The sequence below is a fragment of the Chromobacterium haemolyticum DSM 19808 genome, assembly GCF_000711885.1.
Lineage (GTDB): Bacteria > Pseudomonadota > Gammaproteobacteria > Burkholderiales > Chromobacteriaceae > Chromobacterium > Chromobacterium haemolyticum.
On sequence record NZ_JONK01000015.1, the window covers coordinates 87,674 to 108,024 of the forward strand.

23 protein-coding genes are annotated in these 20,351 nt (G+C 62.1%); 16 read left to right on the forward strand and 7 right to left on the reverse strand.

Annotated features, from left to right (window positions below; translation table 11 throughout):
• Positions 1-26: 26 nt before the first annotated feature.
• Positions 27-929, forward strand: a complete 903-nt coding sequence (locus BR71_RS10795) for a LysR family transcriptional regulator (RefSeq protein ID WP_043636823.1) — start codon at positions 27-29, stop codon at positions 927-929.
• Between the two features lie 3 nt (positions 930-932).
• Here BR71_RS10795 and BR71_RS10800 read toward each other — a convergent pair whose 3' ends face one another.
• The 4 genes from BR71_RS10800 to BR71_RS10815 are packed head-to-tail and all read right to left on the reverse strand — an operon-like array spanning position 933 to position 2,790.
• Complete coding sequence (locus tag BR71_RS10800) at positions 933-1,493, reverse strand: RDD family protein (RefSeq protein WP_052370488.1); 561 nt, start codon at positions 1,491-1,493, stop codon at positions 933-935.
• Entirely contained in the window at positions 1,480-1,869 is a 390-nt protein-coding gene (locus tag BR71_RS10805; protein ID WP_043636826.1) for a DUF3106 domain-containing protein, read from the reverse strand. Before BR71_RS10805 ends, BR71_RS10800 begins: the two co-directional genes overlap by 14 nt.
• A complete protein-coding gene (locus BR71_RS10810; RefSeq protein WP_043636829.1) occupies positions 1,862-2,227 on the reverse strand; it encodes a DUF3619 family protein in 366 nt (121 codons plus the stop codon). The genes BR71_RS10805 and BR71_RS10810 overlap by 8 nt, the downstream gene beginning before the upstream one ends.
• Complete coding sequence (locus tag BR71_RS10815; RefSeq protein ID WP_019102164.1) at positions 2,224-2,790, reverse strand: RNA polymerase sigma factor; 567 nt, start codon at positions 2,788-2,790, stop codon at positions 2,224-2,226. The genes BR71_RS10810 and BR71_RS10815 overlap by 4 nt, the downstream gene beginning before the upstream one ends.
• A gap of 196 nt (positions 2,791-2,986) precedes the next feature.
• On the opposite strand from BR71_RS10815, the gene ilvB reads away from it, so the two are divergent.
• The 3 genes from ilvB to ilvC are packed head-to-tail and all read left to right on the forward strand — an operon-like array spanning position 2,987 to position 6,332.
• Complete coding sequence (ilvB, locus tag BR71_RS10820) at positions 2,987-4,753, forward strand: biosynthetic-type acetolactate synthase large subunit (RefSeq protein ID WP_043636832.1); 1,767 nt, start codon at positions 2,987-2,989, stop codon at positions 4,751-4,753.
• An 11-nt stretch (positions 4,754-4,764) separates the two neighbouring features.
• Entirely contained in the window at positions 4,765-5,256 is a 492-nt protein-coding gene (gene ilvN, locus BR71_RS10825) for an acetolactate synthase small subunit (RefSeq protein WP_019101853.1), read from the forward strand.
• Between the two features lie 59 nt (positions 5,257-5,315).
• Positions 5,316-6,332 carry a ketol-acid reductoisomerase gene (gene ilvC, locus BR71_RS10830; RefSeq protein ID WP_043589528.1) on the forward strand — a complete coding sequence of 339 codons (1,017 nt, stop codon included), beginning with the start codon at positions 5,316-5,318 and terminating at the stop codon, positions 6,330-6,332.
• 76 nt (positions 6,333-6,408) lie between these two features.
• Here ilvC and BR71_RS22945 read toward each other — a convergent pair whose 3' ends face one another.
• Entirely contained in the window at positions 6,409-7,470 is a 1,062-nt protein-coding gene (locus tag BR71_RS22945) for a ferritin-like domain-containing protein (RefSeq protein ID WP_052370489.1), read from the reverse strand.
• A gap of 314 nt (positions 7,471-7,784) precedes the next feature.
• Positions 7,785-8,627 carry an archaetidylserine decarboxylase gene (gene asd / locus BR71_RS10840; RefSeq protein WP_043636836.1) on the reverse strand — a complete coding sequence of 281 codons (843 nt, stop codon included), beginning with the start codon at positions 8,625-8,627 and terminating at the stop codon, positions 7,785-7,787.
• A gap of 235 nt (positions 8,628-8,862) precedes the next feature.
• Here asd and BR71_RS10845 point away from each other — a divergent pair, with 235 nt between their 5' ends.
• The 7 genes from BR71_RS10845 to BR71_RS10870 all read left to right on the forward strand — a co-directional run bounded on the left by BR71_RS10845 (position 8,863) and on the right by BR71_RS10870 (position 16,199).
• Entirely contained in the window at positions 8,863-10,671 is a 1,809-nt protein-coding gene (locus BR71_RS10845; protein WP_043636919.1) for a 2-isopropylmalate synthase, read from the forward strand.
• A 297-nt stretch (positions 10,672-10,968) separates the two neighbouring features.
• The gene (gene bioD, locus BR71_RS10850; protein ID WP_043589532.1) at positions 10,969-11,607 is read left to right on the forward strand and encodes a dethiobiotin synthase; all 639 of its coding nucleotides are present in this window, start codon (positions 10,969-10,971) and stop codon (positions 11,605-11,607) included.
• A 240-nt stretch (positions 11,608-11,847) separates the two neighbouring features.
• On the forward strand, positions 11,848-12,900 hold the full coding sequence (coxB, locus tag BR71_RS10855; RefSeq protein WP_231138272.1) for a cytochrome c oxidase subunit II: 1,053 nt from the start codon (positions 11,848-11,850) through the stop codon (positions 12,898-12,900).
• Positions 12,901-12,938: 38 nt separating this feature from the next.
• Positions 12,939-14,576, forward strand: coding sequence for a cytochrome c oxidase subunit I (gene ctaD, locus BR71_RS10860; RefSeq protein ID WP_043636843.1), 1,638 nt, complete (start codon positions 12,939-12,941; stop codon positions 14,574-14,576).
• A gap of 10 nt (positions 14,577-14,586) precedes the next feature.
• A complete protein-coding gene (locus BR71_RS10865) occupies positions 14,587-15,141 on the forward strand; it encodes a cytochrome c oxidase assembly protein (protein ID WP_043636846.1) in 555 nt (184 codons plus the stop codon).
• Positions 15,138-15,314 carry a DUF2970 domain-containing protein gene (locus BR71_RS23530; protein WP_081554436.1) on the forward strand — a complete coding sequence of 59 codons (177 nt, stop codon included), beginning with the start codon at positions 15,138-15,140 and terminating at the stop codon, positions 15,312-15,314. Before BR71_RS10865 ends, BR71_RS23530 begins: the two co-directional genes overlap by 4 nt.
• A 21-nt stretch (positions 15,315-15,335) precedes the next feature.
• A complete protein-coding gene (locus tag BR71_RS10870) occupies positions 15,336-16,199 on the forward strand; it encodes a cytochrome c oxidase subunit 3 (RefSeq protein WP_043636849.1) in 864 nt (287 codons plus the stop codon).
• Positions 16,200-16,256: 57 nt separating this feature from the next.
• Here the strand turns inward: BR71_RS10870 and BR71_RS10875 are convergent, their stop codons facing one another.
• Positions 16,257-16,454: a DUF2909 family protein gene (locus BR71_RS10875; protein WP_019102806.1), complete on the reverse strand. Its 198-nt coding sequence runs from the start codon at positions 16,452-16,454 to the stop codon at positions 16,257-16,259.
• A 34-nt stretch (positions 16,455-16,488) separates the two neighbouring features.
• Here BR71_RS10875 and BR71_RS10880 point away from each other — a divergent pair, with 34 nt between their 5' ends.
• The 5 genes from BR71_RS10880 to BR71_RS10900 all read left to right on the forward strand — a co-directional run bounded on the left by BR71_RS10880 (position 16,489) and on the right by BR71_RS10900 (position 20,300).
• Entirely contained in the window at positions 16,489-17,169 is a 681-nt protein-coding gene (locus BR71_RS10880) for an SURF1 family protein (RefSeq protein WP_052370490.1), read from the forward strand.
• Entirely contained in the window at positions 17,153-17,695 is a 543-nt protein-coding gene (locus BR71_RS10885) for a hypothetical protein (RefSeq protein ID WP_043636852.1), read from the forward strand. The genes BR71_RS10880 and BR71_RS10885 overlap by 17 nt, the downstream gene beginning before the upstream one ends.
• Before the next feature lie 73 nt (positions 17,696-17,768).
• Positions 17,769-18,788, forward strand: a complete 1,020-nt coding sequence (locus tag BR71_RS10890; protein WP_043636855.1) for a COX15/CtaA family protein — start codon at positions 17,769-17,771, stop codon at positions 18,786-18,788.
• 25 nt (positions 18,789-18,813) lie between these two features.
• Positions 18,814-19,713: a heme o synthase gene (locus tag BR71_RS10895; protein ID WP_043636858.1), complete on the forward strand. Its 900-nt coding sequence runs from the start codon at positions 18,814-18,816 to the stop codon at positions 19,711-19,713.
• Positions 19,713-20,300 carry an SCO family protein gene (locus BR71_RS10900; protein WP_052370491.1) on the forward strand — a complete coding sequence of 196 codons (588 nt, stop codon included), beginning with the start codon at positions 19,713-19,715 and terminating at the stop codon, positions 20,298-20,300. The genes BR71_RS10895 and BR71_RS10900 overlap by 1 nt, the downstream gene beginning before the upstream one ends.
• The last annotated feature ends 51 nt before the right edge of the window (positions 20,301-20,351 follow it).

Below are 20,351 nucleotides of genomic sequence, written 5' to 3' on the forward strand. Positions count from 1 at the left end.
CGAACTCAAATTCCAAAAATGAAATCATGCTGGATGATCTGCAGTTATTCGTGAGCATTGTCGATGCCGGGAGCTTGAATGCCGCCGCTCGGCGGCTGGGCGTGCCCACCGCCACCCTGTCGCGTCGCTTGCAGGCGCTGGAGCGTGAGCTGGGCTGTCGTCTATTGCACCGCAGCGCGCGGAGGATGGAGCTGACGGCGGAAGGCGGGCAGTACTACGAACAATGCCGGCCCTTACTGCAATCCCTGAGCCAGGCCGCCGCGTCGCTGGCGGACTCGCTGCATCAGGTTAAGGGTGTGCTGCGGGTGCTGTCGCCGCTGAGCCTGGGCAACGATGTCCTGGTGCCGGTATGGCGGCGGATGCTGAAGGATTACCCGGACTTGCGCCTGGAACTGCATCTGAACAACGCTATCGACGATTTGCTCAGCGGCATGGCGGATATGGCTTTGAGGGTGGGGGAGCAGCCGGACTCCAGTTTGAACCAGCGGAGACTAGGTTGGGTGCGCACCCTGCTGGTGGCCGCGCCCGCCTATCTGGCGACACAAGGCGAACCGCGGACGCCGGAGGATCTGGCGCGTCACGCTTTGCTGGTGGCTGAGCCGTTTGAGCGCTGGCATTTGCAGCGGCGGGACGACGGCGCGGCCTGGGAGTTGCCGCCGCCGCGGCTGCGGGTCAACGATATGCTGCTACCGCGTCGCTTGGCGGAGGCTGGAATGGGCATTGCCGTCTGCCCTCATAGCCTGTGTCATCGCCAGCTGGCGGAAGGCGGTTTGCGGCAGGTTTTGGCCGGCTGGGAAATGCCGGCTAAACCGGTTTACGCGGTGTGGCCGCAACGGCGCTATCCTCCGGCGCGGGTGCGCGTCTTGCTGGATGTTTTGGCGGAGTTTGCCAAGACAGAGCCTTTGCTGTCCCGGCCCGCCGGGATTTAGGGATCAGCCCGGCGTGGGTTCTCCGCGCCGTTTCTTGCCCGGGTGGGGCGGCTTGGGCAGCACGACCTGGCGGGTGCCCGCCAGCCTGTCGTGCAGGAATAGCTTGTCGCGGTCGTAGAACTTCGCCAGGAAGGGAATCAGGCACCAGCTCAGCGCCAGCCACAGAGCCTGCGGCTGGTGGCCGTAGGCCTTGGCCCAGCCGAGATAGGATACCGCCGGCATGCCGACGAACAAGACCAGGCCGATCACGTAGCGCGCCGCCGCCTGTTTCCAGACGATGCCGCCGCCATGAGCGTTGACCAGTTTGATGCGCCAGGTTTTCATTGCCACGGTTTGACCGCCGCGCACCCAGCAGTAGCCGAAATAAGCAAACAGGGCAAGGACCAGGACCGTTTTGAGCAGAGTTTTGAACAGCGTGCCTTGGCCTATCAGCATCTGCAGCGGCGTCAGCACCGCGGTGACGGTGAGCAAGAGCGCGGCGACCAGGAGCAATTCATAGAACAAGCTGGCCAGGCTGCGTTTCAGTGTGGGCGGGGTCAGGGCGGTGGCGTCAGCGGGAGGCATCTTGGGCTTCATGTTGTTGCCGCAGGCGCTGGATGGCCTGCCGGCGTTGTTCGGGCGGCATCTGTTGCAACGTCTTCCAGTTGGCGCGGATCTCGTCCCGCTGCTGCTGGCTCAGTTCGGACCAGGCTTTCAGCTTTTGCTGCACGCGTTGGCGCTGCGCCTCCGGCAACTGTTGGAATTGCGGCACGATGGCCAGCAGGTTTTGTTTTTTATACGGAGCGTAGCGGTCCCACTCCGTGGCCAGCGGCGCCAGAACCTGCTGCTGTTCCGCGCTCAATTGCGCCCAGCGGGGGTTGGCAGGCGGGCTGGCCTTGGTCGCCGGCGCCAGCAGTCCGCTTAGGCACAGGGCGAGCAAGAGGCGGCGGCCGCTATTCATGCAAGCCTCGGCTGAAGTGGGGCTCCAGCAGGGCTTCGAACGGCAGATCCTGCGCCAGCACCGCGGCGTCCACCGCTTCTTCTTCCAGCTGCAAATCTTCCGCCAGCATCATGCCGGCGCCGGTCAACAGCGCGAAGCCCAAAGCCAAGCCGCCGCGGCGGAGCGCCAGCACGTGACGCTGCCCCCATAGGCCCAGCCGCTCGCGTTGCGTAACGGCTCCTGGGGAACTGGCCTCGAAGCGGACCAGCGCGCGCTGGCGCGCCTGGCGCAGCCTGCGTTCCAGCGCGGGGTCGAGATCGGCGCTGGCGTGGTCCAGCACGCGCGATACATGGCCGGGCAGGGGATTGGAAGGTTTCATAGCGTCACTCCCTTTTGCGCGAGGATGGCCGCCAGCGTGTGATTGGCGCGCGAGCAATGGGTTTTCACGCTGCCTTCCGAGCAGCCCATCACGCGCGCGGTGGCGGCAACATCCAGACCTTCCCAATAACGCAGCAGAAACGCCTCGCGTTGACGGGCCGGCAACAGTTGCAGCGAGGACTCGATCAGCACGGCGGTTTCCTTGCGCGCGCACCATTGTTCGGGATTGCTGTGCGCCTCGTCCGCGGCGACGTCCAGCGTTTCAAGCGGATCGAGGCTATCGTCTTCCTCCCGGGTGGGGATCAACGAGGACAGCAGCGTGCTGACGAAACGGCGAGCCTTGCTACGGCGGTAGAAGTCGCGGATGGTGTTTTGCAGGATGCGCTGGAAGATCAGCGGCAGTTCCGCCGCCGGGGCGTGCGGATAGCGATCCGCCAGTTTCATCATCGAGTCCTGCACGATATCCAATGCGCTGTCTTCATTCTGGACCGCATACCACGCCTGCTTGAAAGCGCGTTTCTCCGCCGACTCCAGAAAGTCGGCCATTTCCTCGCGGCTAGCCATCGGATGAGAGTTTGAGTAGATGCCAACAGAAGATGGTAGCAGAGCGCCGCCGATTCGGCCAAGCCTGATTTTTTTCCTGAATTTACCGAGGCTTAGGGGCATATTGCACCTGCACAAAAGCACTTGACCGGTTTCAAAGCAATACGATAAGGTCGTCCGATACGGGATGAAACTAACGCAAAGACAAAGAGGCGATATGCAGATATCGGGCGCGGAAGCGGTTGTCCGCTGCCTGCAGGAAGAAGGTGTCGAGTTTGTTTTCGGCTACCCCGGCGGCGCGGTGCTGGAAATTTACGATGCCATTTTCCGGCAGGACAAATTCAAACATGTGCTGGTGAGGCATGAGCAGGCGGCGGTGCATGCCGCCGACGCCTACTCCCGTTCCAGCGACAAGGTGGGCGTGGCCCTGGTCACTTCCGGCCCCGGCGCGACCAATGCCGTGACCGGCATTGCCACCGCCTATATGGACTCCATCCCCATGGTGGTGCTGTCCGGCCAGGTGCCGTCCCCGGCCATCGGCCTGGACGCATTTCAGGAAGTGGACATGGTGGGCATTACCCGCCCGTGCGTGAAGCACAACTTCCTGGTCAAGGATGTGAACGAGATCGCCGCCACCATCAAGAAGGCGTTCTACATCGCCAAGAGCGGCCGTCCCGGCCCGGTGGTGGTGGACATCCCCAAGGACATCACTCAGCACCGCACGGATTTCCAATACCCGGAAAGCGTGCATATCCGTTCCTATGTGCCGGCTACTCGCGGCCACCCGGGGCAGATCAAGAAAGCGGTGAACCTGCTGTTGGAAGCCAAACGCCCCTTTGTTTACGTGGGCGGCGGCGCGGTGCAGGGCAATGCCGCCGGCGAAGTCACCGAACTGGTCAAATCGCTGGGTCTGCCGTGTACCAACACCCTGATGGGCCTGGGCGCCTATCCGGGGTCAGATCCGCAGTTCCTCGGCATGCTGGGCATGCACGGCACCTATGAAGCCAATATGGCGATGCAGTACTGCGACGTGTTGGTGGCCATAGGCGCGCGTTTTGACGACCGCGTGATCAGCGTGCCGTCGCATTTCCTCAGCCAGCCCAAGAAGATCATCCACATCGACGTGGATCCGTCCTCCATCTCCAAGCGGGTGAAGGCGGACATCCCCATCGTCGGCGACGTCAAGCATGTGCTGAAAGACATGCTGGACCTCCTTAAGCAATCCGGCCAGAAGCCGGACGCTCAAGCCCTGGCCGGCTGGTGGAAGCAAATCGGAGAATGGCGCAGCCACAACAGTTTGCTGTACACACCGTCCAGCGAGCTGATCAAGCCGCAGTTCGTGGTGGAGAAGCTGTACGAAATCACCGGCGGCAAGGCTATCGTCACTTCCGATGTGGGCCAGCACCAGATGTGGGCGGCGCAGTACTACAAGTTCGACAATCCCAAGCAGTGGCTGAACTCCGGCGGCCTAGGCACCATGGGCTTCGGCCTGCCGGCCGCGATGGGCGCGCAACTGGCCAATCCGGACGCCACCGTCGCCTGCATCACCGGCGAAGGCTCGATCCAGATGAATATTCAGGAACTGTCCACCTGCAAGCAATACCATACCCCGGTGAAGGTAGTGGCCTTGAATAACCGCTACCTGGGCATGGTGCGCCAGTGGCAGCAGTTCTTCTACGGCACGCGCTATTCCGAATCCTATATGGACGCGCTGCCGGACTTCGTCAAAATCGCCGAGGCTTACGGTCATATCGGCTTCAAGGTGGAAGACCCCGCCGACGTGGAGCCGGTATTGAAGGAGGCGTTCAGCCAGAAGCTGAAGGAGCGCCTGGTATTCCTGGATTTCCGTACCGACCAGTCCGAGAACGTGTTCCCGATGGTGCAGAACGGCAAGGGTCTGGACCAGATGGACCTGCCCGCGCACATGAGCGAGGTGCAGAGCGTGCCTTTCGAGAACAACCGTGACTACGGCAATATGTGTTGAGGCCAGCCGGTATGCGACATATCCTATCCATTCTTCTGGAAAACGAAGCGGGCGCATTGTCCCGCGTGGTGGGCCTGTTTTCGGCCCGTGCCTACAACATTGATTCGCTGACAGTGTCCACGACCGAGGACCCGACGCTGTCGCGCATGACTATCGTCACTCACGGTTCCGACGAAGTCATCGAGCAGATCACCAAGCAGCTCAACAAGCTGATCGAGGTGGTCAAGGTGATAGACCTCAATGAATCCGAACACATCGAGCGCGAGCTGATGCTGATCAAGGTCCGCGCCACTGGCAAGGACCGCGAGGAGATGAAGCGCATGGCCGACATCTTCCGCGGACGCATCATCGACGTGACGGAAAAGACTTACACCATCGAGCTGACCGGTACGAGCGAAAAGCTCGGCGCCTTCATCGAGGCGGTGGACCGCACAGTGATCCTGGAAACGGTCCGTACCGGCGCATCCGGCATTGGTCGGGGTGAGCGGGTTCTGAAAATCTGAAGCAGGCGGGCGCCGGCCGGAGGCCGGACCGCCCAAACAAACGATATCAAGGATTGCAAATGAAAGTTTTCTACGACAAAGACGCTGACCTCTCCATCATCAAGGGCAAGAAAGTCGCCATCATCGGCTACGGTTCCCAGGGCCACGCCCATGCGCAGAACCTGAAAGACTCCGGCGTGGACGTCGTGGTGGGCCTGCGCAAGGACGGCGCTTCCTGGAAGAAGGCGGAAGCGGCCGGCCACAAGGTCAAGGAAGTGGCCGAGGCGGTGAAGAAAGCCGACGTGGTGATGATTCTGCTGCCGGACGAGTCGCAGCCGGACGTCTACAGCAAGGACATCGCGCCCAACCTGAAGAAGGGCGCGGCGCTGGCCTTCGCTCACGGTTTCAATATCCATTACAACCAGATCGTGCCGCCGGCTGACGTCGACGTGATCATGGTGGCGCCGAAAGGCCCGGGCCACACCGTGCGCTCCGAATACCTGAAGGGCGGCGGCGTGCCGACCCTGATCGCGGTTTATCAGGACAAATCCGGCAAGGCCCGCGACGTGGCGTTGTCCTATGCGGCGGCCAACGGCGGCACCAAGGGCGGCGTGATCGAGACCAATTTCCGCGAGGAAACCGAGACCGACCTGTTTGGCGAGCAGGCCGTGCTGTGTGGTGGCGCGGTGGAACTGGTCAAGGCCGGTTTCGAAACGCTGGTGGAAGCCGGCTACGCGCCGGAAATGGCCTACTTCGAGTGCTTGCACGAGCTGAAGCTGATTGTCGACCTGATGTACGAGGGCGGCATCGCCAATATGAACTACTCGATCTCCAATAATGCGGAGTACGGCGAGTATGTGACCGGCCCGGAAGTGGTGACTTCCGCCACCAAGGACGCGATGAAGAAGGCGCTGTACCGCATCCAGTCCGGCGAATACGCCAAGATGTTCATCCTGGAAGGGAAGACCAACTATCCGAGCATGACCGCGCGTCGCCGTTTGACCGCCGATCACCCGATCGAGAAAGTCGGCGCCGAACTGCGCGCGATGATGCCGTGGATCGCCAAGAACAAGCTGGTGGACCAGTCCAAGAACTGATCTGTCGGTTTGATCTGGCGGCATGGAAAAGCCGGGCGTCGCGCCCGGCTTTTCTCATGCTGTCTCCACATCCGGCTCAGTGGCTGGGAAACGCCGGCGTTGCGCCGGCTTGCCAAACGGCGGTGATCAGGCTCTGCAAGTTGAACATGCTGCTGTAGAAGCTGCCCGGCATCTGCTGATTGGCTTGTGCGGTGTTGAAGCCGGTTTGCAACTCGGACATGAAGGCGCGAAAGCCGTCCTGAAGCTGGCGCTGGGCCATTGCCTGCTCAGCCAGCTGCTGTTTGTCGGGGTGGGGAATCAGCGGATAGGTAGCGGGAATCCAGGGGTTGGACCCCAGGCGCAGCAGGTCGAGGATCAGGTTGAATTTCAAAAAGTGGCTTTGCGACGGGTCGAAGTCGCTGGGATCGTAAGCTGTTGGACTCTCCGCCGGCGCTTGATCGCATGGAGGGATTTCCTCGGTGGAGCGGTTGCCTTCACCTTGCTTGACGATGGCCTGCATCGCCGCCAGTGCTTGGTCCAGGGTGTTGATGGTCTGGCTGAAGCCGTGGCCTTGTTGGTTTTTCTGCGTGTAGTCTGTGAAATTGGCCTGCTGTTTGGTATTGGCGGCGGCACCGACATAGAGGTCTTTCCACTGCAAGGGTACGGCAATTTCCAGCGCCTGATACAGCTCGCCTATCGAGTTGTATCGTGTTTGTTTGTTCCAGTCCGGTTTGCCGGGGGGCTCTGGTAGCTCGATCACACAGAACAGCTTCAGCTGGTTGATGTCCAGCGGCCCTAGTTTGACTTGGTAGCCCGCGTATTTCGGCGGCACATCGGGTTTGAGGAAGGGGATGCCCTCAGCCGCTTCATAGGTGGGGAAGGGGTATTGGGGCGAATAGCCCAGCGCATTGCACAGATTGGAAATCAGTTCCAAGTGCAGCATTTCCTGGATTACCACGCTTTCAATCAGTTTGGCGGTGGTGGGATAAGCCTGCTGATTGCCGGAGTTCAAGCCCTGAATCGAATACAGGGTGGTCAGGTAGAGCGGAATGGTCCACAGCTCCACATCCACTGCGGCCTGCAGGTTGTCGTAAAGCTCTTGCTTGCTCCAGGTTGCCGGATTGTGGATGGTTTTGCGCAAAACATCGGTGATATGCATCGTTGCCTTCTCCGTAGGATGAATGCCGGTTCGGCGCTGAATGCCGAGGGCATCTTTTCATTTTTGGATAGGCAATCGATGATTCCTACGCGATAGTTATTTTTACGTAGGAAAGGGTTTGGGCGGACAAAAATAAAACGCGGCGTCGAGCTAATGCCGTTCACTTAAGAGAAAAGCACCGTCTCCATGCATGGAAAACGGTGCTTTTTTTTGTGGATTCCTGTGTTCACAAGGCCAGAAAAGTCGCCCGGAAATCCTTAAATGAACGGCATTACGGCGTCGAGCCGCGTTTTTTATGGGAGGGCGAGCTCGGTTCAGTCCGCCATTGCCTCGCCCATGCGCACCGCGCCGGCGGCTTGCCAGGCGGAGTTGAAGCTCAGCGGGCCTTGAGGGAACAGCAAGACCACGGTGGAACCCAGCAGGAAGCGACCCATCTCCTCCCCCTTGGCCAGGCGGATGTCTTGATCGCTGTAATCCCAGTGGCGGATTTGTCCCGGCCGCGGAGGGTTGATCACGCCGTGCCAGACGGTGGCCATGCTGCCGACGATGGTGGCGCCCACCAGCACCAGGGCGAAGGGCTGGCCGTCTTGTCCCTCGAACAGGCAGACCACGCGCTCATTGCGAGCGAACAAGCGGTCCACGCCGCGGGCGGTGGCCGGGTTGACCGAATACAGCTCGCCCGGCACATAGCTCATCCGCAACAGGCGGCCGGCGCAAGGCATATGGATGCGATGGTAGTCGCGCGGGCTCAGGTAGATGGTGGCGAAATGGCCGTCGTCGAAACGGCGCGCCCACTCGGCGTCGCCGGCCAGTAGCGCTTGGGCCGAGTAGCTGCGGCCCTTGGCCTGGAAGATCTGTCCCTGTTCTACGCGGCCGAACTGGCTGATCGCGCCGTCCACCGGGCAGACCAGCCGTTCGCTCGCCAGCGGGCGGGCGTCGGCGCGCAAGGCGCGAGTGAAGAAGGCGTTGAAACTGGCGTAGGCCGCGGGGTCGCTGGCGGCGGCTTCGCTCATATCCACTTTATAGCGGGCAATGAAGCGACGGATGATCCATTGCGTCAGGCTGCCGCCTTCCCAGTTGGCGATGCAGCCCGCGAACCGGGTCATGGCCAGCTTGGGCATCAGATGTTGCAACAGCACGAACAGTCGTTCGGACACTGGTTTGTCCTCGATCAATCAGACTAAACCCAAGATTATAACCGATCTATCGGTGTCTGATCGCCTGTGCATCGCTTAAACAATAATCAGTTTTCAAATGAAAATGGACATAATGTCCGATTTATGGCGCTTGGACATGGCGTGTGACGTTTTAATCACAGATTTCAACATGCAGATTTGACTTTATGTCTTGGTTGCCGGTAGGCTGAATCAAAATTTGCTGCGGGAGCACATGATGCAATTGGACATTGAACGCTTGATTGCGGATTTCGGCGGGCCGGGACAGCTGGCCGAAGATCTGAATCGCTTGTTCGCCGATGAGCCGGTGACTCGGGCGGCGATATACAAATGGAGAGAACGCGGCAGCCTGCCATTGGCCCAGCTCAACAAGCTGGCGGTGATGGCGGCCAGCCAGGGTAAACGCTTCGATTTCAACGATTATCTGATCGGCGTCGGGACAGGCGCGGAAATTGCAATGCAGGGACCAGGGAGAAACAGCCAGATGGGCAATCGTCTGTATATATTCGACACCACCTTGCGCGACGGCGAGCAATCGCCGGGCGCATCGATGACCAAGGAAGAAAAGATCCGGATTGCCCGCCAGCTGGAACGTCTGGGCGTGGATATCATCGAAGCGGGTTTCGCCGCCGCCAGCCCAGGCGACGCCGACGCCATCCACGCCATCGCGGAAGTGATCAAGGATTCCACCGTCTGTAGCCTGGCCCGCGCCAACGAGCGCGACGTCCGCGCCGCGGGCGAAGCGATCAAGCCGGCGGCGCGCGGCCGCATCCACACCTTCATCGCCACCAGCCCCATCCATATGGAGAAGAAGCTGCGCATGAGTCCGGACGAAGTGGTGGCGGCGGCGGTGGCGGCGGTGAAGATCGCCCGCGAATACACCGACGACGTGGAATTTTCCGCCGAAGACGCGCTGCGCTCGGACATCAATTTCCTGGCGCGCATCTTCGGCGAAGTGATCAAGGCCGGCGCCACCACGTTGAACGTGCCGGACACCGTCGGCTATGCGGTGCCCTTCATCACCGAAGCCTTCTTCCGCGAACTGATCGCTAAAACGCCGGGCGGCGACACGGTGATCTGGTCCACCCATTGCCATAACGATCTGGGCATGGCGGTGGCCAATAGCCTGGCCGCGGTGCTGGGTGGCGCGCGTCAGGTTGAGTGCACCATCAACGGCCTGGGCGAGCGCGCCGGCAATGCCAGCCTGGAAGAGGTGGTGATGGCGGTGCGCACACGCAAGGATATCTTCGCGCTGGAAACCGGCATCGACGCCACCCAGATCGTGCCGGCATCCAAGCTGGTGTCCACGGTGACCGGCTACCCTGTACAGCCCAACAAGGCCATTGTCGGCGCTAACGCCTTCGCCCACGAGTCCGGCATCCATCAGGACGGCGTGCTCAAACATCGCGAAACTTACGAGATCATGTCCGCCGAATCGGTGGGCTGGAGCACCAACCGCCTGACTCTGGGCAAGTTGTCCGGCCGCAACGCCTTCAAGACCAAGTTGATCGAACTGGGCATTGTGCTGGACAGCGAGGAAGCGCTGAACGCCGCCTTCGCGCGTTTTAAAGAGCTGGCGGACCGCAAGCGCGAGATTTTCGACGAAGACCTGCACGCGCTGGTGTCGGATGAATTCAGCACCGGCCGCGAAGAGGATTACAAGCTGGTGTCCTTGAAAATCGCCACCGAAACCGGCGAAGCGCCGGTGGCCTCCATCGTGTTTCTGGCCCACGGCGAAGAGCGTCGCGCCCAGTCCAGCGGTTCCGGCCCGGTGGATGCCGCCTTCAAGGCGATTGAAAGCGTGGCCGCCAGCGGCGCGGAGTTGGAGCTGTACTCGGTGAACGCCATCACCAAGGGCACTGAATCCCAGGGCGAGGTGACGGTACGCCTGGCGCGCGACGGCCGCATCGTCAGCGGCCAGGGCGCGGACACCGACATTATCGTGTCTTCGGCCAAGGCCTACCTGTCCGCATTGAACAAATTGATGAACCAGGAGCAAAAGCTGAACGCGCAAGCGCTGGTATGAGGTTTTCCGGCCGAGGCGGTCAGCGCGACACGTCGTCGACAAGGTTTTCCATCCCGTCCTTGTCGGCGCGCAGTCAGCGCTAGACCGCCCGGCCCAGGGAGTTCACTTTATCGAGTGTGAAGTCCATAAGGCCCACAAGGCCGCCCCATTTGGCCCCGGCTCACAAGGCCGCGCGGCGGACTGCCGACCCATGAGGTCGGCGTCGTTGCGCGGCAGAGCCGGGGTTTTTTGCGTTTTACGAGTGGACGGGCCGGCGCTAGACTGCCAACTCTCTACTATCCACTACGGAAAGCGTCCATGTCCGCAGCCTACTTCATCACCGGCACCGACACCGAAATCGGCAAGACCCATGTCGCCGTGCAATTGATCCGTCAATGGCAGGCCGAAGGCAAGCGCGTGCTGGCGATGAAGCCGGTGGCCTCCGGCTGCGAACTGCTGGCCGACGGCAGCTGGTGGAACGATGATGTGGCGAGGCTGACCACGGCCACCGGGCAGTCTGATCTGGATCTGATGAATCCTTATCGATTCTTGCCGCCGGTGTCGCCGCATATCGCCGCGAGCGAGGCCGGCGTCGAGATCCGGCTGGACGTGATCGTCGACCATTACCAGCAATTGGCCGCCTGCGCCGACGTGGTGGTGGTGGAGGCGGCGGGCGGCTGGCTGGCCCCGCTGTCGGACCGACTGTTCATGGCCGATATGGCCAAAGCCCTTCAATTGCCGGTGATTCTGGTGGTGGGGATGCGGCTGGGCTGCATCAACCACGCCCTGCTGACCGCGCGCGCGGTACTGGACGCCGGCCTGCCGCTAGCCGGCTGGGTGGCCAATCGAGTGGTGCCGCAACAACAGGCTTACGAGCAGAACCTGGAAACCCTGCAAAGGCACATGCCGGCGCCGTTATTGCTGGAAGTGCCCTATCTGGCGGGCGAATCCAACTGAGCCGCCGCGCTCGGAGCGGGGCGGATCGGGGGTTGCATACGTAATATTTTATTGCGTTGCCGCAAGACATTTTCTTGTTTTCCTTGACCTTTTTTTCTAGCATGCCATTAACCGGTCATGAAAATAGACCGGACCAGTCAGCACCACTTCATGTCAGTTGAGGATTTCTAGGGGGGCTCCATGTCCTGTATGCGCATCCTTTGCTGTTGGCTGCCGATATCCTGCGCGTCAGCGGCCGAGTTGAATCTGCAAGCCCCCGTCACTCCCATTGCCCGCCAGCAATATGATCTGCACACCATGCTGCTGGTGATTACCTGCGTTATTTTCGCGCTGGTGTTCCTGGTGATGATGTACGCCATCGTTCGCCATCGCAAAGCCGCCGGCCACCAGGCCAAGCACTTCCATGAAAACACCACGGTGGAAATCATCTGGACGGTGATCCCGCTGCTGATCCTGATTGGCATGGCCTGGCCGGCGACCAAGGCGGTGCTATCGCAGAAAAGCACGCGCGGCGAGGACATGACGGTCAAGGTCACCGGCTACCAATGGAAGTGGCGCTACGACTACCTGGACGATAATTTTGGCTTCATGAGCCATTTGTCCACGCCGCGCGAGGCCATCGCCAACACGGCGGCCAAACCCGTCAACTACCTGCTGGAAGTGGACGAGCCGCTGGTGGTGCCTACCGGAAAGAAAGTGCGGCTGCTATTGACCGCCAACGACGTGATCCACTCCTGGTGGGTGCCGCAATTGGGCGTCAAGCAGGATGCGATCCCCGGTTTTCTGCGCGATAGCTGGTTCCGCATAGACAAACCCGGCACGTATCGCGGCCAATGTTCCGAGTTGTGCGGCAAGGACCACGGCTACATGCCCATCGTGGTGGAGGCCAAGACGCCGGATGACTACGCCAAGTGGCTTGAAGCCAAGAAAAAGCAGATGGCGGCGGCGGCGGACGATCCCAACAAAGTGTGGACGCTGGCCGATCTGAAAGCCCGCGGCGAAAAAGTCTATGCCCAAAACTGCGTCGCCTGTCACCAGGCCAACGGCAAGGGCTTGCCTGGCGCTTTCCCGGCGCTGGACGGTTCCAGGATAGCCACCGCCGACAAGCCGGCGCACATCCACATCGTCTTGTTCGGCAGCCAGAAAAACCCGGCGATGCAAGCCTGGGGCAAGCAGCTGTCCGATACCGACATAGCCGCGGTGATCACCTATGAGCGCAACGCCTGGGGCAATCACACCGGCGAATTGGTGCAGCCCAAAGAGATCAAGGCGGCCCGCGGCGCCACCGGCTGAGCCCGGGACCGGCGGCGAACCCATGCAAGGAGAGCGATATGGCAATTGTCGATGACGCCGGCCATGCCGGGCACGCGCCGGGGCATCATGAGCGCCCGAGTGGGATCATGCGCTGGCTGGCCGCCACCAACCACAAGGACATCGGCTCGATGTATCTGTGGTTCTCCTTCATCATGTTTCTGTCCGGCGGAGTGATGGCGCTGTGCATCCGCGCAGAGCTGTTTCAGCCCGGTCTGCAGTTTTTCCAGCCTGAGCTGTTCAATCAGTTCACAACCTTGCACGGCCTGATCATGGTGTTCGGCGCCATCATGCCGGCCTTCACCGGCCTGGCCAACTGGATGCTGCCGCTGATGATAGGGGCGCCGGACATGGCCTTCGCCCGGATGAACAACTGGAGCTTCTGGCTGCTGCCGCCGGCGGCGCTGCTGCTTTTGCTCTCGTTTATTGTACCCGGCGGGGCGGCGGCGGCCGGCTGGACGCTGTACGCGCCCTTGTCCACCCAGATGGGCATGGGCATGGATATGACCATTTTCGCCATCCACATCATGGGCGTCAGCTCCATCATGGGCTCGATCAACATCATCGTGACCATTCTCAACCTGCGCGCGCCGGGCATGACCATGATGAGGATGCCTATGTTCGCCTGGGCTTCGCTGATCACCGCCTACCTGATCATCGCGGTAATGCCGGTGCTGGCGGGCGTGGTCACCATGGTGTTGACCGATCGCCACTTCGGCACTCATTTCTTCAACGCCGCCGGCGGCGGCGACCCCATTCTCTATCAGCACGTGTTCTGGTTCTTCGGCCACCCCGAGGTCTACATCATGGCGTTGCCGGCTTTCGGCATCGTCAGCCAGGTGATCCCCACTTTCGCCCGCAAGCCCTTGTTTGGCTACGCCTCCATGGTCTACGCCACCTCCAGCATCGGCGTCCTGTCCTTCATGGTATGGGCGCACCATATGTTCGCCACCGGCATGCCGGCCACCGCCCAACTGTTCTTCATGTACGCGACCATGCTGATCGCCGTGCCCACCGGGGTCAAAGTCTTCAACTGGGTGGCCACCATGTGGGAGGGAAGCATGAGCTTCGAAACGCCCATGCTGTTCGCCATCGGCTTCATTCTGCTGTTCACCATCGGCGGTTTGTCCGGCGTCACCCTCAGCGTGGCGGCGGTGGATATCCAACTGCACGCCAGCTACTACGTGGTCGCTCATTTCCATTACGTGCTGGTGGCCGGGGCGTTGTTCAGCCTGTTCTCCGCCATCTATTACTGGTTCCCCAAGATGACGGGCAAGATGTACCACGAGGGTCTGGGCAAGCTGCACTTCTGGTGGTCCTTGCTGTGGTTCAACGTCACCTTCTTTCCCATGCATTTCCTCGGCCTCGCCGGCATGCCGCGGCGGATTCCCGACTACGCGCTGCAATTCACCGAATTCAACCAGCTGGCCAGCATCGGCGCTTTCATGTTCGGCTTCGGCCAATTGATCTTCCTGTTCAACATTTTGCGCTCGCTGCGCCACGGCAAGCCCGCGCCTCAGCATCCGTGGGAAGGCGCCAACACGCTGGAGTGGGCGATTCCGACTCCGGCTCCCTACCACAGTTTCGCCGAGGCGCCGCAGCTGGAAGTGATCGAGAACGGCGTGGTGGTGTCCAGCACCGGCGGCAAGCATCACTGAGAACGATGCCATGGAAGCCGCCGCCAAGCAGGGACGCAGCAATCGCCAACTGATGAAGAAGCTGGCGGTGGTGGCCTTGCTGATGTTCGTTTTCGCCTGGGGGTTGATCCCGCTGTACAAGGTCGTGTGCGAAGTCACGGGTCTTAACGATGTGGTCAAGGCGGACAGCCTGGATGATGCGGCGAGCGGCGGCGCGTCGGCCCACGAGGTGGAGATGACTTTCGACGCCACGGTCCAGGCCGGCCTGCCGTGGCAGGTGCGGCCGCTGCAAACCCGGCTCAAGGTGAAGCCCGGCCAGTTTGTGCAGGTGGAGTACGAAATCACCAACGCCAGCGGCCAGCGGGTGGTGGGGCAGGCGATTCCGCGTTATCTGCCCGCCGCCGCCGGCGAGTACGTCAAGAAGCTGGAGTGCTTCTGTTTCCGTCAGCAGGCTTTCGCGCCGGGCGAAACCAGACGCTTTCCAGTGGTGTTCGTTGTCGACAAGCGTTTGCCGGCCTCAATAGACAGCATCACGCTGGCCTATACCGTGTTTGACGTGCCGGGCAATACGGGAGCGGGCTCATGAGAGCATGGCAAGGAGTGCAGGCGGTGTTGTCCGCCTTTTTCGGCGTGCGCCGCAAAGCGGACGCGCGCGAGGACAGCAAGCTGTCGCCGTTGCAGTTGATACTGACCGCGCTGTTTCTGGCGGCCACGTTTATTGGAGTGTTGCTATTGGTGGTGCGGCTGGCCACGTCCTAATCAGGTTGCAGGGAGCATGCAATGACGACAGCGAACGAACGGGAACAGACGCATTACTTCGTGCCGCAGCCATCGCGCTGGCCGGCGGTGGGCGCGGTGGCGCTGTTCTGCTTGGGACTGGGCGCGGCCTTTGCCGTCAACGGCCAGCCCTTGGGCAAGCTGTCGCTGGGCGTGGGCGCGCTGATCCTGATTTATATGTTGTTCGGCTGGTTTGGCGACGTGATTCGAGAAAGCCGGCACGGCGATTACCAGGGCAAGGAGGATATGTCCTTCCGCTGGGGCATGGGTTGGTTCATCTTCTCCGAGGTGATGTTCTTCGGCGCCTTCTTCGGCGCCTTGTACTGGGTGCGGGTGGTGTCGGTGCCCACCTTGGGCGAGATGGACTACAAGATCTTGTACCCGGATTTCGAAGCGTCCTGGCCCTTGCTCACGGGGCCGGGCATCACCAAGCCCTATCAAGCGATGAGCGCTTGGGGGCTGCCGGCGCTGAATACCTTGATCCTGCTCAGCTCCGGCGCGATGGTGACCTGGGCGCATTGGGCGCTGCTGCAAGGCCGGCGCGCGCAATTGAAGCTGGGCCTGCTGCTGACCGTGTTGCTGGGAACCCTGTTCCTGTGTTTGCAGATGTATGAATACGGCCACGCGATGAGCGAGTTGAACCTGAGCCTGGCCTCCGGCGCTTACGGCATGACTTTCTTCATGCTGACCGGTTTTCACGGCATGCACGTTCTGTTGGGCACTATTATTCTGGCGGTGGTGTGGCTGAGGGTGATGCGCGGACATTTCGATGGCCAGCACCACTTTGCCTTTGAAGCGGCGGCCTGGTACTGGCACTTCGTCGACGTGGTGTGGTTGTTGCTGTTCGTCTTCGTCTACTGGCTGTGAGCGGCGCGGCCAGACCAAAGGTCAGGGGCGGGGTGGGGACGTGGGCGGGTGGCTCGGCTAAGCTTGATGTGGGCGCCACCAGCCGAACAGCGCGCCCAGTAGCAGCAGCAGAAACAGGCCGATGGACAGGCCGATGCGTAAAGTGAGGGAGCGAACCAGACGTTGAGAGCCTTGATCGGATTTCAGCAGGCCGGTCAGGCCCCAGAACAGGGCAAGCACGATGCAGGCGAGCAAGAACAGGATGACAAGTTTCATTGCGGAATCCCCCGGTCGACGTCGATCTTCAGCTTTGAAGTCTAGCGGCAAACGGCTGGTTTGGCTGTGTTTATTGGCCATGGCGGTGTTGCCTTTCTTCCTGGCCGCCTGGCAATGGCAGCGCGCGCAGGAAAAGACCGAACTGTTGCGCTCGTTGACCAGCGCCATCGGAGTGCCGCCGGTCAGCCTGATTTACCGGGAGGCCAGCCCTCAGCCGGAGTTCAGCCGGGTGGCCTTGCCGGGCGCTCATCCCGCCGGGCCGGTTTTGCAACTGGAAAACAGCTATCTGGGCGAGGTCAAGGGCCGACGCATGCTACAGCCGTGGCGGCTGGAGGACGGCGCGATGGCCTTGGTGGACTTGGGCTGGCTGGCCGACGGCGTGCCGCTGCCCGATATCGATTCGCAAGCCTTGACCTTGCGCGGTCACTGGATGCCCTTGCCGCGCCACTTTGTGCTGCCAGGCGCGGTGGCCGGCGTTGAGGGCCGCGTCGACGCCATCGACATGGCCGCGTTGCGTCAGCGTTATCCCGGCCATTGGCATCAAGGCGTGGTGGTGCTGGAGCATTCGCCGGATCCGTTGCGGCATTGGCCGGTCCTGCCGGAATTCATGCCGGAGCGCCATTACGCCTATGCGGCGCAATGGCTGCTGTTGGGCCTGCTCTTGCTGCTGTCCTTGCATACGTTGAGGAGACGTTCCCATGAGCCGCGTCGATGAGCTGTCCCAGCAGGCGTCGCCCGCCGAGCCGTCCCGCCGCCGCGGCCGGTTCAAGCTGCTGTTAATGGCGGCCATCTGCCTGGCGCCGGTGCTCGCCTCATGGGCCGCTTACCGGCTGATGCCGCCGCAGGGCGGCAAGAGCTACGGTCAACTGCTGCCGACGCGCCCGTTCGCCTTGATCGGCGCACAGGGGTGGCCGCGAGGCAAGTGGGTGCTGGCGGCCAGGATAGAGCCCGGCTGCCAGACGCGCTGCCAGCAGCGCTTTTTCGCGATGCGCCAGATTCAGCGGGCTCAGGGCGAGGCCGCCGGCCGTCTGACCCGGCTGGGCTGGCAAGAGGAGGCCGCGCATGAGGAGGTGGACGCCACTCACATCGTGCAGTCCGCGCAGGCCGGCGTTGACGACGGCGGCTACTACCTCGTGGACCCGCTGGGCAACCAGGTGCTGTTTTATCCCGACGCCGCTGACCCCAAGAAAGTGATCCAGGAAATAGGCCGCGTGCTGAAAACCAATAACGGCATCGGTTGAGTCCATTTGGCCGCTGGCCGCCACGGCCCGCGGCTTTCGCAGTTTGTTGGCCGCTCGACAAGGGGAGCGCAGCATGAGGCGACTGATCTGGCTGGCATTCATCCTGGCATGCGTGGTCGTGCCTTTCGGTGCCTATGTGCGCCTGTCCGACGCCGGGCTCGGCTGTCCGGATTGGCCGGGTTGTTACGGCCAGATATCCCCGCACCACGCGGCGGAGAGCATCCAGCGGCAACATGCCCAGAGCCCGGACGGGCCGGTCAGTCTGGGCAAAGCCTGGAAGGAAATGAGCCATCGCTATCTGGCCGGCGCGCTTGGGGCATTGATTGTCGCCGTTGCCTGGCAAGCCTGGCGTGCGCGGCGGCATCGCCGCGCGGCCGGCGCATTGCTGACGGTGGTGGCGGCCCAGGGCCTGTTGGGCATGTGGACGGTGACTCTGTTGCTCAAACCGGCCATCGTCACCCTTCATCTGCTTGGCGGCATGTCGGTGCTGCTGCTGTTGGCCTGGCTGGCCTTGTCCCCGCGGCTGCGGCCGGTGGAGGCGCCGGCGGCGCTTAACTGGCTGGCGCGCGGCTTGGTCCTGGCGGTGGTCCTGCAAGTGGCGCTAGGCGGCTGGGTGTCCACCAACTACGCCGCTCTGGCCTGTCAGGGCTTCCCCGCCTGCAATGGCGAATGGTGGCCGCAGATGCGCTTTGAGCACGCTTTTCATCTGTTCCGGGCGTTGGGCGAGGCGCCGGACGGCAGCCCGTTGGCGGTGGGCAACTTGGTGGCGGTGCATTGGCTGCACCGGCTCGGGGCCGCGTTGGTGGCCGTCTTGTGCCTGGCGACGGCGCGCGCCGGTTGGAGGCTGCCGGCGCTGCGGAGCCATCTGGCTTGTTTGCTGGCGCTGCTGGGCTGCCAGCTAGCCCTGGGCGTCGCCAATGTGCTGCTGGCGCTGCCCTTGCCGGCGGCGGTGTCGCACAATGCCGGCGCTGCTAGTTTGCTGCTGGCGTCCAGCTTGTTGGCGCTGCGCTTGCGCCCGGCGCGAGCTGTTCAGCCTCGGGCCGCGGCCGGACCATTGCCGGGTCTTTCGAAAAATCATCGCGAGTGGGTTTGAGCGCCGCATCCTGAAGGGGGAAAACATGAACGCAGCGGAGCTTCAGCAGGCGCGCCAGCACGCGGTCGCCTTGATGCAATTGGCCAAACCCCGGGTAGTGGGGCTGATCGTGTTCTGCGCGGTGATCGGCATGTTCCTGGCGGGGCCGGGCTGGCCGGATCCGGCGCGTTTGCTGCCGGCCACCGCCGGCATCGCCCTGGTGGCCGGCGCGGCGGCGATGATCAACTGTCTGGTGGAGCGCACGGTGGACGCCAATATGCGTCGCACCGCCTGGCGCGCCACCGCGCGCGGCGAGGCCGGCGCGGGCGAGACCCTGGTCATCGCTCTGACCGCCGGCGGCATCGGCATGGCCTTGCTTGCCGGCCTGGTCAACGCCTTGACCGCCTGGCTGACGCTGGCCACTTTCGTTGGCTACGCCATCGTCTACACCTTGCTGCTCAAGCCCAATACGCCGCAGAACATCGTGATCGGCGGCGCCAGCGGCGCGATGCCGCCGGTGCTGGGCTGGGCGGCGATGACCGGGGAGGTGCACGCGTTCGCCTTAGTGTTGTTCCTGATCATCTACGCTTGGACGCCGCCGCATTTCTGGGCGTTGGCCTTGTATCGCCGCGACGATTACGCCCGCGCCGGGCTGCCGATGCTGCCGGTGACTCACGGCCAGCGTTTCACCACGCTGTCCATCTTGCTGTACGCCTTGCTGTTGTCGGCCATCACCTTGCTGCCGGTGGCGATGGGCGCGGCCGGCTGGCTCTATCTGCTGGCGGCGCTGGCGTTGGACGCGCGTTTGCTCTTCCTTGCCGTGCGCCTGCATCGCCAGTATGCTGACGCTCTGGCCCGCCGCGCCTTTGCCTGGTCGATCTGGTATCTGACCTGGCTGTTCGCGGCCCTGCTGATAGACCACTACTGGCTGATACCCGTTTCCTGATGCGCAAATTGATAAAACTCGCCGGCTGGCTGTTGCTGCCGTTGTGGCTGGCCGCGTGCTCGCCGAATGAACCCAAGCTGGATTTGAAAGGCACCGATGTCGCCGGAGCATCGATAGGCGGCGATTTCACCTTGACCGACCATCAAGGCCAGCGCCGCAGCCTGTCTCAATACCAAGGCAAAGTGGTGGCGCTGTTCTTCGGCTACACCCATTGCCCGGATGTCTGCCCGACCACCATGCTGGAATACGCGGCCGCGGTGAAGCAACTGGGCGATAAGGCCGGACAGGTGCAGGTGCTGTTCGTCAGCATCGATCCGGAACGCGACACGCCGCAGGTGCTGGCCGGTTACGTGCCGCACTTCAACCGCGGCTTCGTTGGCCTGACCGGCACGGCCGGCGAGGTCGAGCAGATAAAGAATCAGTACAAGATTGTCGCCCAGCGGGTGAACCAGCCGGGCGGCGGTTATAGCGTGGACCACAGCGCCGGCTCCTATCTGTTGGATAAACAGGGCCGTTTGCGGGTGTTTGAGGCCTACGGCACGCCGTCGGCGAGCTTGGCTCATGATATTGAACAGTTGTTACGCTAAACTTGGCGTATCGGAAACTGACGCAGACATGAAAGTCGGATCAAAGTGAGT

Coding starts and splice junctions, on each gene's coding strand:
- BR71_RS10795 (WP_043636823.1), top strand. CDS start 27: ATGCTGGATGATCTGCAGTTATTCGTGAGCATTGTCGATGCCGGGAGC.
- BR71_RS10800 (WP_052370488.1), bottom strand. CDS start 1,493: ATGCCTCCCGCTGACGCCACCGCCCTGACCCCGCCCACACTGAAACGC.
- BR71_RS10805 (WP_043636826.1), bottom strand. CDS start 1,869: ATGAATAGCGGCCGCCGCCTCTTGCTCGCCCTGTGCCTAAGCGGACTG.
- BR71_RS10810 (WP_043636829.1), bottom strand. CDS start 2,227: ATGAAACCTTCCAATCCCCTGCCCGGCCATGTATCGCGCGTGCTGGAC.
- BR71_RS10815 (WP_019102164.1), bottom strand. CDS start 2,790: ATGGCTAGCCGCGAGGAAATGGCCGACTTTCTGGAGTCGGCGGAGAAA.
- ilvB (WP_043636832.1), top strand. CDS start 2,987: ATGCAGATATCGGGCGCGGAAGCGGTTGTCCGCTGCCTGCAGGAAGAA.
- ilvN (WP_019101853.1), top strand. CDS start 4,765: ATGCGACATATCCTATCCATTCTTCTGGAAAACGAAGCGGGCGCATTG.
- ilvC (WP_043589528.1), top strand. CDS start 5,316: ATGAAAGTTTTCTACGACAAAGACGCTGACCTCTCCATCATCAAGGGC.
- BR71_RS22945 (WP_052370489.1), bottom strand. CDS start 7,470: ATGCATATCACCGATGTTTTGCGCAAAACCATCCACAATCCGGCAACC.
- BR71_RS10845 (WP_043636919.1), top strand. CDS start 8,863: ATGCAATTGGACATTGAACGCTTGATTGCGGATTTCGGCGGGCCGGGA.
- bioD (WP_043589532.1), top strand. CDS start 10,969: ATGTCCGCAGCCTACTTCATCACCGGCACCGACACCGAAATCGGCAAG.
- ctaD (WP_043636843.1), top strand. CDS start 12,939: ATGGCAATTGTCGATGACGCCGGCCATGCCGGGCACGCGCCGGGGCAT.
- BR71_RS10865 (WP_043636846.1), top strand. CDS start 14,587: ATGGAAGCCGCCGCCAAGCAGGGACGCAGCAATCGCCAACTGATGAAG.
- BR71_RS23530 (WP_081554436.1), top strand. CDS start 15,138: ATGAGAGCATGGCAAGGAGTGCAGGCGGTGTTGTCCGCCTTTTTCGGC.
- BR71_RS10870 (WP_043636849.1), top strand. CDS start 15,336: ATGACGACAGCGAACGAACGGGAACAGACGCATTACTTCGTGCCGCAG.
- BR71_RS10875 (WP_019102806.1), bottom strand. CDS start 16,454: ATGAAACTTGTCATCCTGTTCTTGCTCGCCTGCATCGTGCTTGCCCTG.
- BR71_RS10885 (WP_043636852.1), top strand. CDS start 17,153: ATGAGCCGCGTCGATGAGCTGTCCCAGCAGGCGTCGCCCGCCGAGCCG.
- BR71_RS10890 (WP_043636855.1), top strand. CDS start 17,769: ATGAGGCGACTGATCTGGCTGGCATTCATCCTGGCATGCGTGGTCGTG.
- BR71_RS10895 (WP_043636858.1), top strand. CDS start 18,814: ATGAACGCAGCGGAGCTTCAGCAGGCGCGCCAGCACGCGGTCGCCTTG.
- BR71_RS10900 (WP_052370491.1), top strand. CDS start 19,713: ATGCGCAAATTGATAAAACTCGCCGGCTGGCTGTTGCTGCCGTTGTGG.